This is a genomic window from Photobacterium sp. GB-56, from assembly GCF_003026105.1.
In the GTDB taxonomy this organism is placed as follows: domain Bacteria; phylum Pseudomonadota; class Gammaproteobacteria; order Enterobacterales; family Vibrionaceae; genus Photobacterium.
The window spans coordinates 206,226-219,080 of the sequence record NZ_PYNW01000004.1; the positions used below are offsets into that span (position 1 = coordinate 206,226).

General features: G+C 38.2%; 14 protein-coding genes. 6 read left to right on the top strand and 8 right to left on the bottom strand.

What is annotated here, in order from left to right; genetic code table 11:
• Positions 1-115 precede the first annotated feature (115 nt).
• Complete coding sequence (locus C9J42_RS07255; RefSeq protein ID WP_107301842.1) at positions 116-1,360, bottom strand: NADH:ubiquinone reductase (Na(+)-transporting) subunit B; 1,245 nt, start codon at positions 1,358-1,360, stop codon at positions 116-118.
• Positions 1,361-1,567: 207 nt separating this feature from the next.
• Here C9J42_RS07255 and C9J42_RS07260 point away from each other — a divergent pair, with 207 nt between their 5' ends.
• Entirely contained in the window at positions 1,568-2,533 is a 966-nt protein-coding gene (locus C9J42_RS07260) for a hypothetical protein (protein ID WP_107246615.1), read from the top strand.
• 174 nt (positions 2,534-2,707) lie between these two features.
• On the opposite strand, the gene C9J42_RS07265 is transcribed toward C9J42_RS07260, so the two are convergent.
• From C9J42_RS07265 to C9J42_RS07275, 3 genes are all read right to left on the bottom strand, one after another.
• Entirely contained in the window at positions 2,708-3,793 is a 1,086-nt protein-coding gene (locus C9J42_RS07265; RefSeq protein WP_107290809.1) for a methyl-accepting chemotaxis protein, read from the bottom strand.
• A 285-nt stretch (positions 3,794-4,078) separates the two neighbouring features.
• Positions 4,079-4,567: a CIA30 family protein gene (locus C9J42_RS07270; protein WP_107301885.1), complete on the bottom strand. Its 489-nt coding sequence runs from the start codon at positions 4,565-4,567 to the stop codon at positions 4,079-4,081.
• An 80-nt stretch (positions 4,568-4,647) separates the two neighbouring features.
• Positions 4,648-4,920 (bottom strand): DUF3081 domain-containing protein, encoded by a 273-nt coding sequence (locus C9J42_RS07275; RefSeq protein ID WP_107260291.1) that lies wholly within the window; start codon positions 4,918-4,920, stop codon positions 4,648-4,650.
• Positions 4,921-5,098: 178 nt separating this feature from the next.
• Here C9J42_RS07275 and C9J42_RS07280 point away from each other — a divergent pair, with 178 nt between their 5' ends.
• Complete coding sequence (locus C9J42_RS07280; RefSeq protein WP_107208179.1) at positions 5,099-5,413, top strand: heavy metal-binding domain-containing protein; 315 nt, start codon at positions 5,099-5,101, stop codon at positions 5,411-5,413.
• 120 nt (positions 5,414-5,533) lie between these two features.
• Here C9J42_RS07280 and C9J42_RS07285 read toward each other — a convergent pair whose 3' ends face one another.
• Together C9J42_RS07285 and C9J42_RS07290 are read right to left on the bottom strand one after the other, a co-directional pair.
• Positions 5,534-5,980, bottom strand: a complete 447-nt coding sequence (locus tag C9J42_RS07285; RefSeq protein WP_107208180.1) for a DUF411 domain-containing protein — start codon at positions 5,978-5,980, stop codon at positions 5,534-5,536.
• An 81-nt stretch (positions 5,981-6,061) separates the two neighbouring features.
• The gene (locus C9J42_RS07290; protein WP_107260293.1) at positions 6,062-6,499 is read right to left on the bottom strand and encodes a hypothetical protein; all 438 of its coding nucleotides are present in this window, start codon (positions 6,497-6,499) and stop codon (positions 6,062-6,064) included.
• Between the two features lie 221 nt (positions 6,500-6,720).
• Here C9J42_RS07290 and C9J42_RS07295 point away from each other — a divergent pair, with 221 nt between their 5' ends.
• Positions 6,721-7,080, top strand: a complete 360-nt coding sequence (locus tag C9J42_RS07295) for a helix-turn-helix transcriptional regulator (RefSeq protein ID WP_105060270.1) — start codon at positions 6,721-6,723, stop codon at positions 7,078-7,080.
• A gap of 47 nt (positions 7,081-7,127) precedes the next feature.
• Here C9J42_RS07295 and C9J42_RS07300 read toward each other — a convergent pair whose 3' ends face one another.
• A complete protein-coding gene (locus tag C9J42_RS07300; RefSeq protein WP_107260295.1) occupies positions 7,128-7,841 on the bottom strand; it encodes a phosphatase PAP2 family protein in 714 nt (237 codons plus the stop codon).
• Between the two features lie 356 nt (positions 7,842-8,197).
• On the opposite strand from C9J42_RS07300, the gene nagE reads away from it, so the two are divergent.
• The 3 genes from nagE to C9J42_RS07315 all read left to right on the top strand — a co-directional run bounded on the left by nagE (position 8,198) and on the right by C9J42_RS07315 (position 11,753).
• Positions 8,198-9,583 carry an N-acetylglucosamine-specific PTS transporter subunit IIBC gene (gene nagE, locus C9J42_RS07305; protein WP_107208183.1) on the top strand — a complete coding sequence of 462 codons (1,386 nt, stop codon included), beginning with the start codon at positions 8,198-8,200 and terminating at the stop codon, positions 9,581-9,583.
• A gap of 183 nt (positions 9,584-9,766) precedes the next feature.
• Entirely contained in the window at positions 9,767-10,444 is a 678-nt protein-coding gene (locus C9J42_RS07310) for a response regulator transcription factor (protein WP_107208184.1), read from the top strand.
• A complete protein-coding gene (locus C9J42_RS07315; RefSeq protein WP_107208185.1) occupies positions 10,425-11,753 on the top strand; it encodes a HAMP domain-containing sensor histidine kinase in 1,329 nt (442 codons plus the stop codon). The genes C9J42_RS07310 and C9J42_RS07315 overlap by 20 nt, the downstream gene beginning before the upstream one ends.
• 54 nt (positions 11,754-11,807) lie before the next feature.
• On the opposite strand, the gene C9J42_RS07320 is transcribed toward C9J42_RS07315, so the two are convergent.
• Positions 11,808-12,533, bottom strand: coding sequence for a DUF3581 domain-containing protein (locus C9J42_RS07320; RefSeq protein ID WP_107208186.1), 726 nt, complete (start codon positions 12,531-12,533; stop codon positions 11,808-11,810).
• Positions 12,534-12,855: the final 322 nt, after the last annotated feature.

Here is a 12,855-nt window from a genome sequence, read left to right on the forward strand (position 1 = left end):
ATAACAACATACTGTAACGATAATTTCTGTTGATATATTTTTCTTATTATCTGATTACACGAAACGAAAGATTATCGTGTAATCAGATAGTTGATAAGGGTATCAGTGAAGGTATCTATTTTAATGCCGCCCGTTTAGCACGGCGTTTAATATTTCCTGTTTTGGTCATAAAATCGAACAGTGGCGCAAACAAGTTGGCAAATAAAATAGCGAGCATGATACCTTCGGGATAAGCAGGATTTAGCACGCGAATGAATATGGTCATCACACCAATTAAAATGCCGTATGCCCATTTCCCTTTATTGGTAAATGCGGCAGAAACTGGATCGGTTGCCATAAAGAAAGTACCAAAAGCGACACCTCCAATAACAAAGTGCCAATAGAAGGGCATTGAGAACATGTAATTAGTATTTGAACCAATGGTGTTAAGTAGTAAGGAACTCCCTGCGAGGCCGATGAAAACACCTAGTACAATTCGCCACGATGCGATTCGCATAAAAATTAAGATGACGCCTGTTAGCGCGATAAATAGGGTTGAGACTTCTCCCATTGAACCGGGAATATTACCAATGAAAGCATCAAACCATGAGATAGGTTGCCCCGTCATATTATTCGTCAGTGCATTTTGTCCACCTTCATACCACTGACTGAGTGGTGTCGCCCCTGAATAACTATCTGCTGCAACCCAAACAGCGCCTCCAGACATATTTGCAGGGTAGGCGAAGTATAAAAAAGCACGACCGGCGAGTGCTGGATTTAAGAAATTTCGACCCGTACCACCAAAGATCTCTTTTGCGACAACAATACCAAAGGTAATACCTAGCGCCGCTTGCCAAAGTGGAATAGTTGGAGGAAGAATAAGCGCAAACAATATGGAGGTGACGAAGAAGCCTTCATTCACTTCATGCCGCCGAATAATGGCAAACAATACTTCCCAAAAGCCACCAACTATAAAGACAGTAAGATAAACAGGGAAAAAGTAACTGGCACCAACTAAGAGATCGCTGATCCAACTTGATTGCTGAACGGCGTCAAGAGACCCCCACACCCAACTAAGTCTCCATGAGGAATCCAATGCTTGCTGAGCCGCCGTCGCATCAAGTCCGTATAACAACGCATGACTAGATTGTTGCCCAATATTGTACATACCCCAAATCATGGCGGGAAAAACAGCTAACCAAACCATGATCATAATGCGTTTTAAATCAATGCTATCTCTAACATGAGTAATACCTTTGTTGACCTGTCCAGGGGTATAGAAAATAGTTTCAACCGCCTCAAACAAGGGATAAAAGGTTTGGTATTGTCCACCAGGTTTGAACTTTGGTGATAGCTTATCTAAATAACGTTTAAGACTCATAACACACCCTCCTATGATGTATTACGAGCGATCGCTAAAATAGATCGCTTTTTGAGCAAGTAAACGCCTTTCTTTATATCTAACACCTCTATATCTAATGAAAGATAAAATCAGATTAGCCATAAACAGCGACTTTAAGTATAAATAGCCATACAAGGTTGAGATCATGTCAACTTCAACGATTACCACAACAATGAGTACTCCCATATGACGACCGATTATGTGTCGATTGATGTGCCTTTTGAGTTTCGTCATACCTGTTGGTTTTGTGGCGAACCTTATTATGAAAGCCATGCATTTATGGCAAAGCCTAATTATGATGGCCAATCTGCACCTATCATGGTGCCTTGTTGCCAAGAGTGCTTTGGTTTTACGAAAGAAATTAAAGCAAGTGGCCTTGATATTTTACGCGATAAAGTAAAAGAGAAACTGCATAAGAAGTATCAAAAGCATTTACAGATTGGTGTTAATTGGACTAAGCAAGAGCTTGAAGAGTGTGAATTTGAAGGTAAAGCACTTGAAGGTTTTCGTGAAAGCGCATGGGCAATGTTTGAAATTGCCAAAGAGCGAGTCAATTACCGTGGATGGGCGGTAAGTATTGATGGTATTCCTGTTGAAGGGCTAACAACAGCGTTCCAGTTTGAATTTGATGGCATTGTATATACCAGTTTAAATCATGCAGTGATCCAGCTGGCGACGGCATATGCGATCCCACAACCCTATTTGGAACAGGTCATTGAGTTAGTCGGACGCGATAAAATGGCGTATGCCTTACGTTTTTGTAAAACAAGCTACGGTTATTCAAGTGCTGAAATTGCGGCAAGTTTAGCGAGTTTACGAGCATTGTTAGCGGAAGAAAAAGCCAACAAGCAGATTGAATCTAGCAGTACTCGTTGTAAAAATAAAAAAGTCGCTATTTCGGAGATCAAAGAGCTGATCTTACATCGAACGATGATTTCACCTTATGCCATTCAATGGGCGCTAGAGCATGGTGCAACCACCTTGCAATTATTAGCAGAACAAGAAGAGGCGTTTTTTGAGCATTTTAATAAAGAATCTGAATTAACAGCCTTTACGTATTTTAATGGCTTACAGATTTACCTTGAGCAGCGAGAGATTGATCCTGAGTGGGTCGTTAATTCTGATCCAAATAAGCAGCTATTTGAATCTTAACTGAGTAAATGATTTCCCATCAAAGTGCTGTAATGGTGAGAGGGCATTGTTGCGCTCTTTAACCTATCTGAACAACGGTGTATAGCATGTAAAAAAGCTATACACCGTTTATATTTGAGGTAATCTTTAGCACTCGATATAAACACAAGAGTGCAATTAAAATAACCTAATCAACTAGCTTTGTGTTATTTCGTGCATTAAATTGTCGATTTGGAGAACTACTTTTTTACTTGCTTCTTCCATAGCGTTTATTGCCGTTACTACTTCTGACATATTGCCCGATTTCGCTTGGCTCATCGCTTCACGCCCCATTTCATGAACCGCTTTATGAGGCTCTTCTATTAATGCATAGCTTCTTAAATGGCTAAATGCTTTACCTTCATCATGGTAATACCATTGACCTAAACGACACTCCGAGTGGCTATTAATAACTTCATTAAATGCACCACGCTGCAGGAAGCTGTAAATATTATTTTTCCAAATGGCATGATCAAGTTTTACCGTATCTAAAAAAGCACGCGTTGATGCAATATGAATAACACGCTGCATATGTTCAGATTGGCCAACCACTTCATTAACAATAGTACCGATTTGAGCAGAAGAAGCTGATACTTCTTCAGCACAGGACTGGTTTTCATCAATCGATGATTTTATCTCATTCACTTGCGTAAGTACTTGGCTAACAAGAGTGTCAATCTGCTCGCTGGCTTCGCTTGCTTTGCCTGCTAAATTTCTAACTTCATCGGCTACAACCGCAAAACCACGCCCAGCTTCACCCGCACGAGCAGCTTCAATAGCGGCATTGAGCGCTAACAAATTCGTTTGGTCAGAAATTTCTTTAATCGTTGATACAAGGTGAGAAATAGAAGTGGCGGTGGTATCGAGTATTTTTACAGAGTCTGTACTTTGAGTGGCCTGAGAGCTGATGTTAACCGCACGAGTATCAAGGCGTGAAAGTGCCTGATGGGTTTGTGCAAACATTTCGTCTAGTTGTTGTAGCTGATGGTTTTCGTGTTCCATAGATTGAGCACTTTCAACCATCTCATTACGGATCGTTGTAAGCATGTCGCCACCTTTTAAACTGCACGACAATAACTCATCACTTTTATGGTTATCCTGCTTAGCCGATTGAACTAATTGTTGAGTTTGTTGAAGTTTTTCTTCTAAGGCGGTGATATCAGCTTGATACTTTTCTTTAAGGTCTGCTAACTCTTGCTTTAGCGCTTTATTTTCTGTTTCTATTCGTTTTCGTCCAAACATTGTTATCAAACCTTTATTTATACAGCCGTGAAATACAATCGATCTTCCATAGTGAAAGTAATACTGAGTATTAATAATATTATCTGAGAAATACGGCACTTATACCGTGACTTGTTACAAATATTTAAAGATTGTGAATAAAAAACGAAATGATAAGTTGTTACCCGTTAATAATCAAATAAGTGGTTGTAAAGGCTTTATAAGTAGAACAAGTGAAACATCTTCATAAACCATTTAGCGAAGACTGGCTAATAAAATCCCTATATTATTATGTGTTAGTGAGTTTTATTTAAAATTAAGAAATTCAATACTCTGAACTTTCAAGACGAAAGGGAGTGGTGTTTTATCAGTAATTAAAAAGCCAATTTGTTTGATATCTTGTGCGACAAGTTCGGGCGCGCCAATCAGTAACCTTCCTCTAAACACAGCTTTAAAGTCATTAAAGTTAAAAGTTTTGCTTTGTTGTTGCCCTTTAATCGTTTCGAATTCATGTTTGTAGTTAATAGGGTAACCATCTTTCCTCGTCGTAAACCGTAATTGATATGTTCTACCATCACCAATATAAGTCAGATTCACAGCGTTAATGTTATTAGTTAATGGTGCTACTGTTCTATTTACCGAGCTAAATCCGCCATTGTTAGCTAATGATAGCTCACCAGTAAATTGACTTACGCTGCCATCATAGGTGAATTGCCCAGTAGAAATACCACCCATCACGTTGTCGTTTACGGCAGACCAACGTTCGTATTCTTTCGGACTGTTAAAATCCATCATTTTTAATTCTGAACTCCATGCTTTAGAAGAAATAATCGTGGCGATAGTGATGATAATAGATAATAAATTCATACTAACACCTATTTGACCGTTTGCGTGTTATTGGCAATCAGTGATAAACAACGCTTAGTGAAGTCTACATAGTTTGCATGTTTCTCGTATTCAACTTTTAGCGAACCATGAAACATCAATGTGACCGTTACATCTCGATAATTTAGCCAGCAGGTGTAACCGTCATAGTCATGCCATGCGTATATATCTTCCAACAAGTATTTGCTATCTAGGGGGGTACCGATTGAGCGAATATGATCAAATGCTCTAAGAAATTCTTTAATAGTAAGTTGACTTTCCATTTATCACTCCAACAATGTAGATATTAACTGAGTGTAGTTATCTTATTAAAAGAGTTACGATTTAATCATATGCATTGATCACCTAATGCATCATTACCATTTTAATAACATATGAGTGAGGGTGTTATTGTGATAGGTTCTCATTTATCACTGTTTCTAACGCAACGGCAGAGGCCATATGATTTACACAACAACGGAAACAATATCTGGACGTGAAATAGAGTCCTTGCTGGGCGTGGTCACTGGAAGTGTTGTTCAGTCAAAACATGTCGGCAGAGATATTATGGCAAGCTTAAAGAGCATTGTGGGTGGCGAATTGAAAGGGTATACAGAAATGCTAATGGAAGCACGCGCGCTTGCGACAGAGCGTCTAATTGCAGAAGCTGATAAACTTGGTGCTGATGCTATTGTTGGCGTGAGATATACCACTAGCTCTGTCACTGATGCCGCATCTGAAATTATGGCTTTTGGTACAGCCGTTAAATTAAAATAGTGTTATCTGTTGTGATGCAGTAATTCATTTGAATCTTACGGTAAGAATGTATAGTTTCTGTATGCGATACATTAAAAAGCCCGTCACAAGTACGGGCTTTTCATGCATCGCTAAAATCGATTACTGGTTGTGGCGTGACCAAACCATGGTGTTGCCATCCTTATCAAATGCTAACACGTCATAGGCGTCTTTTTGATCGCCATATTCCATACCAGGTGAACCCATTGGCATACCACCTACAGCAAGGCCAATCATACGCTCAGGCTTACTTTCTAAGAAACGCTTAATTTCAGTTGCTGGAATATGTCCTTCAAAAGTGTAACCTTCAATTTGTGCAGTGTGGCATGACGCATATTCAGGACGTAAACCTAATTTAATTTTAATAGGCGTTAAGTTTTCTTCGTACACCATATCTAATTTAAAGCCATTGTCTTCCATGTGCTTAACCCATTCTTTACAACAACCACAGTAAGGTGACTGGTAGTTAGTGCCAGTAATAGGTGTACTTGCTTGAGCCAATGAGGTAACAAATAAGCATGTAGCAGCAAAGATATGTGAAATTTTCATCTGTAAGTCCTTCAAGTTGCGCGAATATTGTCGCGCTAAATAACAAAATAAAGTGGTGGCAAATGCCGATTAGTTATTTCGTTAAACGAGAGGAGGCCTTAGTTGTGCTTCACTAAAATAAATAGGTGCGTGTGTTTGACTTGCATATAATTGCACGTCATTAACAATTGCAGAAAACGCAAACAAAGTTAACAGTGCTGCTTGTGTTTGTTTGCTCTTGCAATCATCGTCATTACAGCATGATGATTTTTCTTTAACAGTATCGTTGTGAGCCAGTGATATATCATCGATATCGCTCATTCCACAAGAGGAAAGCGTCGTGATGTTCGTTGACAACATAGGCATATCTTCATCGCAGCATTGATCTGGATGGACTGCTTCTTTTAATGGTGTTGTCATTTGAAGGCAGTGTGTTTGAGGTATTTGATCAAAGCTAATGGTGCGTGCAATCACAGCGTTAGTAAAAACACTGAAAATGATAAAGAGTGTGAGGATTGAACGACGACACAACGTGATCATATAAAAGCAGCATTCCTTACATAACATTAGCTTATAAATATTAATTATTAACAAGTATATATGAACATCATGTAAGTACAATAACGAGGTTGTAACGAGCTGTGTTATCGAAGCAGAGCTTAACGCGGTTTTGACATTAATACCTAGTAATTAGGCGTAAACTATTCTAACTAGAGGAAATGACTCTATTTTAAAATAAAAATGCGCTGTTAGGGCTAATTATGTTGTATACAGAAAAAGATCGTCAAATTTTGCATGACACATGGATGAGTTACAAAGCAAAAATGCGTATAACTCAGATTGAAATGGCTAAAAAGCTAGGCTTAACCCAGTTGGAGTTTTCAGATATTTTACGGGGATCTAAACCGATTGAGCAACAGTTCGTCAATGAGTTTTGTCGTCTATTAAATGTTGACCCTATCTTGATTTTACCGTCACTGCGAGAGCAAATGGCTTCAGGACAAAGCGCTAATTCATCTATTAAAAATACGTTTATTTTTGATGGTGAAATTACTAACGTAACGTATTCGGGCAATCAATTGATTGTTGAATACGAACACAAAGCGACACCTGTACAGTAAATTAATATTGTGTGGATGTAAAAGAGGGCTCTTGCGAGCCCTTTTTATTATTTCTCAGAATCTACTCGCCATTCGGGTATAAATAAATATAACACTGCTGCAGATAAGATTGAGCCCATTACGTCTGATGGGAAATGCATACCTAGCCATAAACGGCTAATACCCACACCCACGGCCCATGTTACAAGTCCACCAGCTAATAAATAGTGGCGAGTACGTAGTAAAAAGCCGCCCCAAAACAGAACGCAAATTGCAGCAAAGATTGTGTGTCCTGATGGAAATGAATAGTTTGTTTCAGCTTCCCAACTACGAATGCGCCATTTACTAATATAGGTAGATGCTTTTTTAACAACGTTTTTTCTTTCGCTTTTATTCAGCTGATAAAAGTTTTCAGGTGATGTGACTAAGTTTAAACGCTGTAGTTCATAGGTATAAGGACGAGGGATCGCGGTTTCATGCTTTAAGATTGTTTTCGCGCCAAAACTTAGTACCAACAAAATAGCAAATTGAATCCACAACTTAATGATTTGTTTTTTAGGTAAACGGAAAAATACCGGTAATAAACACAGTAATACGGTTGTGATAAGGAAGAAGGGTTTACCTGCCGTATCCGTTAATAAAGAAAATGATAAGCCAGCCGCATTATTAATGGGATCGCTTAACAGAGGTACTGGGAATATAGAGATAGCAATGAAAAGTGCTAATGCAAAAAAAGCTAATGCTAGATAGTTAACAAGTTTTTGAGAGATAAAAGACATCATGGTTAAAGTCAATCAGTAATAGGGTATGAGTAGGTTGACATCAAATTCTAAAGAAAGTGCCATAGAAATGATATTTTATTTTCACAAAGACGGCCAAATTTTGCGTCAAAGAGAATGTGTAATGCTATATAGCCATGATTATTTGCTGTTGGTTCTTTCCATGTTAAACGTGAAAAATTGGAGAATTTATAAAACTGTGATGTCTATCACTCATAATTGTGCTTTTAGAAGCAAACATTAAGAATCCTTAATCTTTTGCTTAATTCCAATTAAGAATCAATGCGTATCATTAAGTTATTAAAACAATTTACTTTAATTTTAACTTTTAACTTTTAACTTTTAACGTGGAGAAGAGGATGAGCATTCTCGGACATTTCCAAAAGCTAGGAAACGCAATTATGTTTCCTATTGCAGTTTTACCGATTGCCGGTATTTTGCTGCGTATTGGACAACCTGATCTATTAAATATTCCTTTTATTGCAGCGGGTGGTCAGGCTGTATTTACCAATCTTGCATTACTTTTCGCAATGGGTGTGGGGGCCGGATTTTCGAAAGATAATTCAGCAGCAGCAGCGATTGCATCTGCCGTAGGTTATTTCATCCTGATGGCGGCACTTAAAACGTTAAACCCAGATGTTGATCCAGGTGTTGCTGGCGGTATCATTATTGGTGTTTGCGCCGGTCTTCTATATAACCGCTTCCATGCAATCAAATTACCTGAGTTCTTAGGCTTCTTTGGCGGAAAGCGTTTTGTGCCTATAGTAACGGGTTTAGTTGCTTTAGTACTTGCTTACGCATTCAGCATTATTTGGCCTCCAATTCAAGATGGTATTAACCATCTTGGTCAATGGATCCTAACAAGTGGCGTACCTGGTGAGTTCGTTTACGGTGTTGCTAACCGTCTATTAATTCCACTTGGTTTACACCATATCTTAAACAGCATGGTTTGGTTTGTATTCGGTAGCTACACAGCTGCGGATGGCCATGTAGTAACAGGTGAAATCTCTCGCTTCTTTGCTGGTGACCCAACAGCAGGACGCATCCTAAGTGGTTTCTTCCCAGTTGTTATGTTTGGTTTGCCAAGTGCTGCGCTTGCATTCTATGTAACAGCGAAGAAAGAAAACAAGAAAGTGGTTGGTGGTATGTTGTTAAGTGTTGCGCTAACTGCATTCTTAACTGGTATCACAGAGCCAATCGAATTCATGTTCATGTTCCTAGCTCCAGCATTATACCTAGTACACGCTATTTTAATGGGTGTGAGTATTGTTGTGGCGTCTTACCTGAATATCCACATGGCATTTAGCTTCTCTTCAGGCTTAATTGATTACATCTTGAACTACAACGCACCTGCTGCGCACAACTCATGGGAAATTATCCCAATGGGTCTTGTGGTAGGCGCAATCTACTTCGTAATCTTCGTTACTGTAATTAAGATGTTTAATCTTAAAACACCAGGTCGTGAAGATACGCCGGCTGAAAACTCTAACCCAGAAGACGATGCTGCAAGCAAAGCAGATTTAGCAAAAGCTTACCTAGCAGCATTAGGTGGTAAAGATAACTTAACTGATATTTCAGCTTGTATCACACGCTTACGCTTAGGTATTGTTGATCGTTCAGTTATCGATGACACAAAACTTAAACAACTTGGTGCTAAAGGTGTAGTAAATGTAGGTTCTAATAACCTTCAAGTCATCCTTGGCCCTCAAGCTGAAATTATTGCTAACCAGATGAAGTCACTTTAAGACGTTAGCATTAAGAAATTCGTGATTTCATAATTCCCCCTATGATCACGTTAAGCGGCCTACCTTTTGGTAGGCCGTTTTTTTGTCTTTAAAAAGTAAAGCCATGATCCTGTTACCTGAAAATTATATCTCTTATGTATATAATGCGAAAATAAGCGGTGAGAAGAAATGATTAGGTATTAAATGAAAGTTCTCGTTATTGAAGATGATGTCACTACGCGTGAATTTATTGCGCAAGGATTGCGAGAGCATGGCTTTGTGGTTGATGAAGCAGAGGATGGTCATCAAGGATTAATGATGGCAACAAGTTGTGAGTATCAACTGATTATTTTAGATCGAATGTTACCGATACTTGATGGTTTAAAAGTACTTGCAGCATTACGAGCAACAGAAAATGAAACCCCCATCTTAATCTTAAGTGCCATGGATAGTGTAGAAGACCGTGTAGCTGGTTTAACGGCAGGCAGTGATGATTACTTAACGAAACCTTTTGCTTTAGCTGAGCTAATTGCTCGTGCCAATATATTAGTGAAGCGCCATCAGTCTAGTGTGAATATTTCATCTGAATATAGCTATGACGATTTACGACTTGATATTAAATCTCATCGGGTATGGCGCGGATCTCGCGTATTAAATTTGCAGCAAAAAGAGTTCTTACTTCTGCAATATTTAATGGAGCATGCTGAAAGTGTGGTTTCGCGTATGAGCTTATTTGAGTCGGTATGGAGCTACCACTTCGATCCTAAAACTAATGTTATCGATGTACATATCGCAAACTTACGAAAAAAATTAGAAGAAGGTGGTGAGCCCAGTTTGATCCATACCGTACGAGGTGCAGGTTATGTCTTACGCAGGCTCTGATCGGTTATCGCGTTCGAGTATTCTTAAAGTTCTACTCTATTTTATTTGTTGTGTTGCTATTATATTTATACTGTTTATTAACCAAGTTTATGTTAATTCAGAAACTATTTACAATAAACAGTTAACAAAAGAGTTAAATATTGAAATGACATTGTTTGAGCGTATGGTTCAAAAAGGTCATATTAATGCGATTCCTGATCTTGTTAAAGAGCATCAGCAAATCCAAAATGAGCTTGAATATAGGATTATCAACAGACCAGAGATGAATACTACGCTATCGTATCCAGCAGTATTATCAGATACCGAGCTTAGTGTTAATCACCTTCAAAAGACATTAAATTTACCTAATAATAAAATGCTTATTATTAGTGTTAATCCTGAAATAATGCGCTCATACCGAGAAAACATGACACCAATGTTAGTTTCAGGCATTGTGGTTCCCGTGATTTTGATGCTTGCGGGCGCTCTATTATTTGCAATTTCTATTTTAAGGAAATTAGAGCGTGTTAACCATGGTATGAACCGAGTTAGCCTTGGCGAAAAAGGGGTGAAACTCCCAGTCAGTAAAAATGATGATGAATTTGATGTACTGACTATCCACCTTAATTTTCTTATTGAACAAGTCGAGAAAAAAGAAGAGTCATTAAAGGAACTCTCGGTTGGTATGGCGCACGATTTGCGTACACCAATTGCAAGAATGAAACTTCGGCTTGAAAGCTTACTCGAAAAAGATACGACACCGTTTACCAAAGACTTAGAAGCTTGCCATGATGATTTGGAAGTACTCCTTAGCATGTTCAATGGGATGTTGGAAATTTCTCATATCAACACGGGGAAACATAAAATTGATAAGCAATGGGTAAGTCTATCTCAAGTTTGCCAAGATGTTGTTGATTTTCTATTGCCTATTTCGGATGAAAAGAAACAAGTTTTATCATTTCGTGAGGACGAGCCATACCATGTAAAAGGTGAACCTAGTTTACTCTTTCGTGCCATTTATAATGTGGTTGAAAACGCGATTAAATATACACCTGATGAAGGAAGTATTGATGTTGTCGTCGATCATTTTGGTGTGGTAGTGATTGATAATGGAATTGGCGTATCCGATGAAGATAAAGGACGCATTAAAGAGCCGATGTACCGTGCTGATAAAAGCAGGACGCATCAAGGTTTTGGTTTAGGATTATCGCTTGTTGAAGCGGTGATGAAACGTCATGGTGGCGATTTGGTGTTTAGTGATAATAATCCTGGTTTACGAGCACGATTATATTTTCCTTTAAAACATGATCATAGAATAAATGATCATTAAGAAAAAGCCCGCTAATGGCGGGCTTTTTGAAATACAAAATATGATTTCTTCTGTTTAAACTTTTTCTGTTTGAAGATTATTGTAGTGTTCTTTTTTTGCGTTGAAACGAGAAACCAAATCATCGATACCATCTTGGCAATAAGGCTTTAAGCCACTCATCAGCATACGCTTACGGCCAGTACCCACAATCTCTCCATTTTCTTTAAAACAGAAATTCAGCGTTACGCTGCCACGTTTGCCATCAACATCAATATTTGAACTTGTTAGCTCTACATGGGGTGCTGTTAAATCTAGTCGGCAGAACTCAAGTTCCATGCTTTCGTAAATAACTAATGGTCGAGCAGGGTTGATCATCATGTCTTTAGATTTCATCAAAGGCACCATGATATGAGGAAAATTCATTCCTGAAAATTGAACGTAACTTTTAGTTATTTGAGCAATTAAATCTTGGTTATGGGTAATTTCACCAGAACGTGCAAGATGAAGAAATTCCTTACCTTTGCTATCGATTAATGATAAATCGGTATCGGATTCGGCTAAAATACTCAGTTCTGTACTCTCATTTATCATACCTGCAAACGTCACACGCATTTTTTGGCTGATACCAACATTGGCAAGTAAGACAGAAAAAAGTAGATCACCAGGAACACAAAAGCGCTTATTATCTGGATCGTGAATAGGGTTGAAGTCACCCGCAATTCGTTTTGCAAAATCACTTGCTTGTTCACGAGTAAAAGAAAACTGACCACTTTTATCTGAATAGTATGTATCTAAAAACATGTTACGTATGAATACCTAAAATAGAGACTGCGCCTATTCTACAACATAAAATGTTGTGTAATGGTCTAGCCAGATGAAAAACGAGTTGTTCTTAACTTATGTGTAAATGCAAGTGCTTCTATTCACCATTGATATTCAATGATTGTGAATAGTATACAATGCCATATTTGTTCTAGTTTAATTATATAGAAATGTTTACAGTATTTTATGAAAATTTCAATAAAACATATAATCTTGATTGCATAATATGCTTAACCGCTATTTTTTTAATGTTTTACCCAGTAAATCTATGATTGTCGTGTATATCGATAAATTATTCGGT

What these genes read in the sequence shown, in the direction of transcription:
- C9J42_RS07255 (WP_107301842.1), bottom strand. Translation starts at nt 1,360, where the DNA reads ATGAGTCTTAAACGTTATTTAGATAAGCTATCACCAAAGTTCAAACCT.
- C9J42_RS07260 (WP_107246615.1), top strand. Translation starts at nt 1,568, where the DNA reads ATGACGACCGATTATGTGTCGATTGATGTGCCTTTTGAGTTTCGTCAT.
- C9J42_RS07265 (WP_107290809.1), bottom strand. Translation starts at nt 3,793, where the DNA reads ATGTTTGGACGAAAACGAATAGAAACAGAAAATAAAGCGCTAAAGCAA.
- C9J42_RS07270 (WP_107301885.1), bottom strand. Translation starts at nt 4,567, where the DNA reads ATGATGGATTTTAACAGTCCGAAAGAATACGAACGTTGGTCTGCCGTA.
- C9J42_RS07275 (WP_107260291.1), bottom strand. Translation starts at nt 4,920, where the DNA reads ATGGAAAGTCAACTTACTATTAAAGAATTTCTTAGAGCATTTGATCAT.
- C9J42_RS07280 (WP_107208179.1), top strand. Translation starts at nt 5,099, where the DNA reads ATGATTTACACAACAACGGAAACAATATCTGGACGTGAAATAGAGTCC.
- C9J42_RS07285 (WP_107208180.1), bottom strand. Translation starts at nt 5,980, where the DNA reads ATGAAAATTTCACATATCTTTGCTGCTACATGCTTATTTGTTACCTCA.
- C9J42_RS07290 (WP_107260293.1), bottom strand. Translation starts at nt 6,499, where the DNA reads ATGATCACGTTGTGTCGTCGTTCAATCCTCACACTCTTTATCATTTTC.
- C9J42_RS07295 (WP_105060270.1), top strand. Translation starts at nt 6,721, where the DNA reads ATGTTGTATACAGAAAAAGATCGTCAAATTTTGCATGACACATGGATG.
- C9J42_RS07300 (WP_107260295.1), bottom strand. Translation starts at nt 7,841, where the DNA reads ATGATGTCTTTTATCTCTCAAAAACTTGTTAACTATCTAGCATTAGCT.
- nagE (WP_107208183.1), top strand. Translation starts at nt 8,198, where the DNA reads ATGAGCATTCTCGGACATTTCCAAAAGCTAGGAAACGCAATTATGTTT.
- C9J42_RS07310 (WP_107208184.1), top strand. Translation starts at nt 9,767, where the DNA reads ATGAAAGTTCTCGTTATTGAAGATGATGTCACTACGCGTGAATTTATT.
- C9J42_RS07315 (WP_107208185.1), top strand. Translation starts at nt 10,425, where the DNA reads ATGTCTTACGCAGGCTCTGATCGGTTATCGCGTTCGAGTATTCTTAAA.
- C9J42_RS07320 (WP_107208186.1), bottom strand. Translation starts at nt 12,533, where the DNA reads ATGTTTTTAGATACATACTATTCAGATAAAAGTGGTCAGTTTTCTTTT.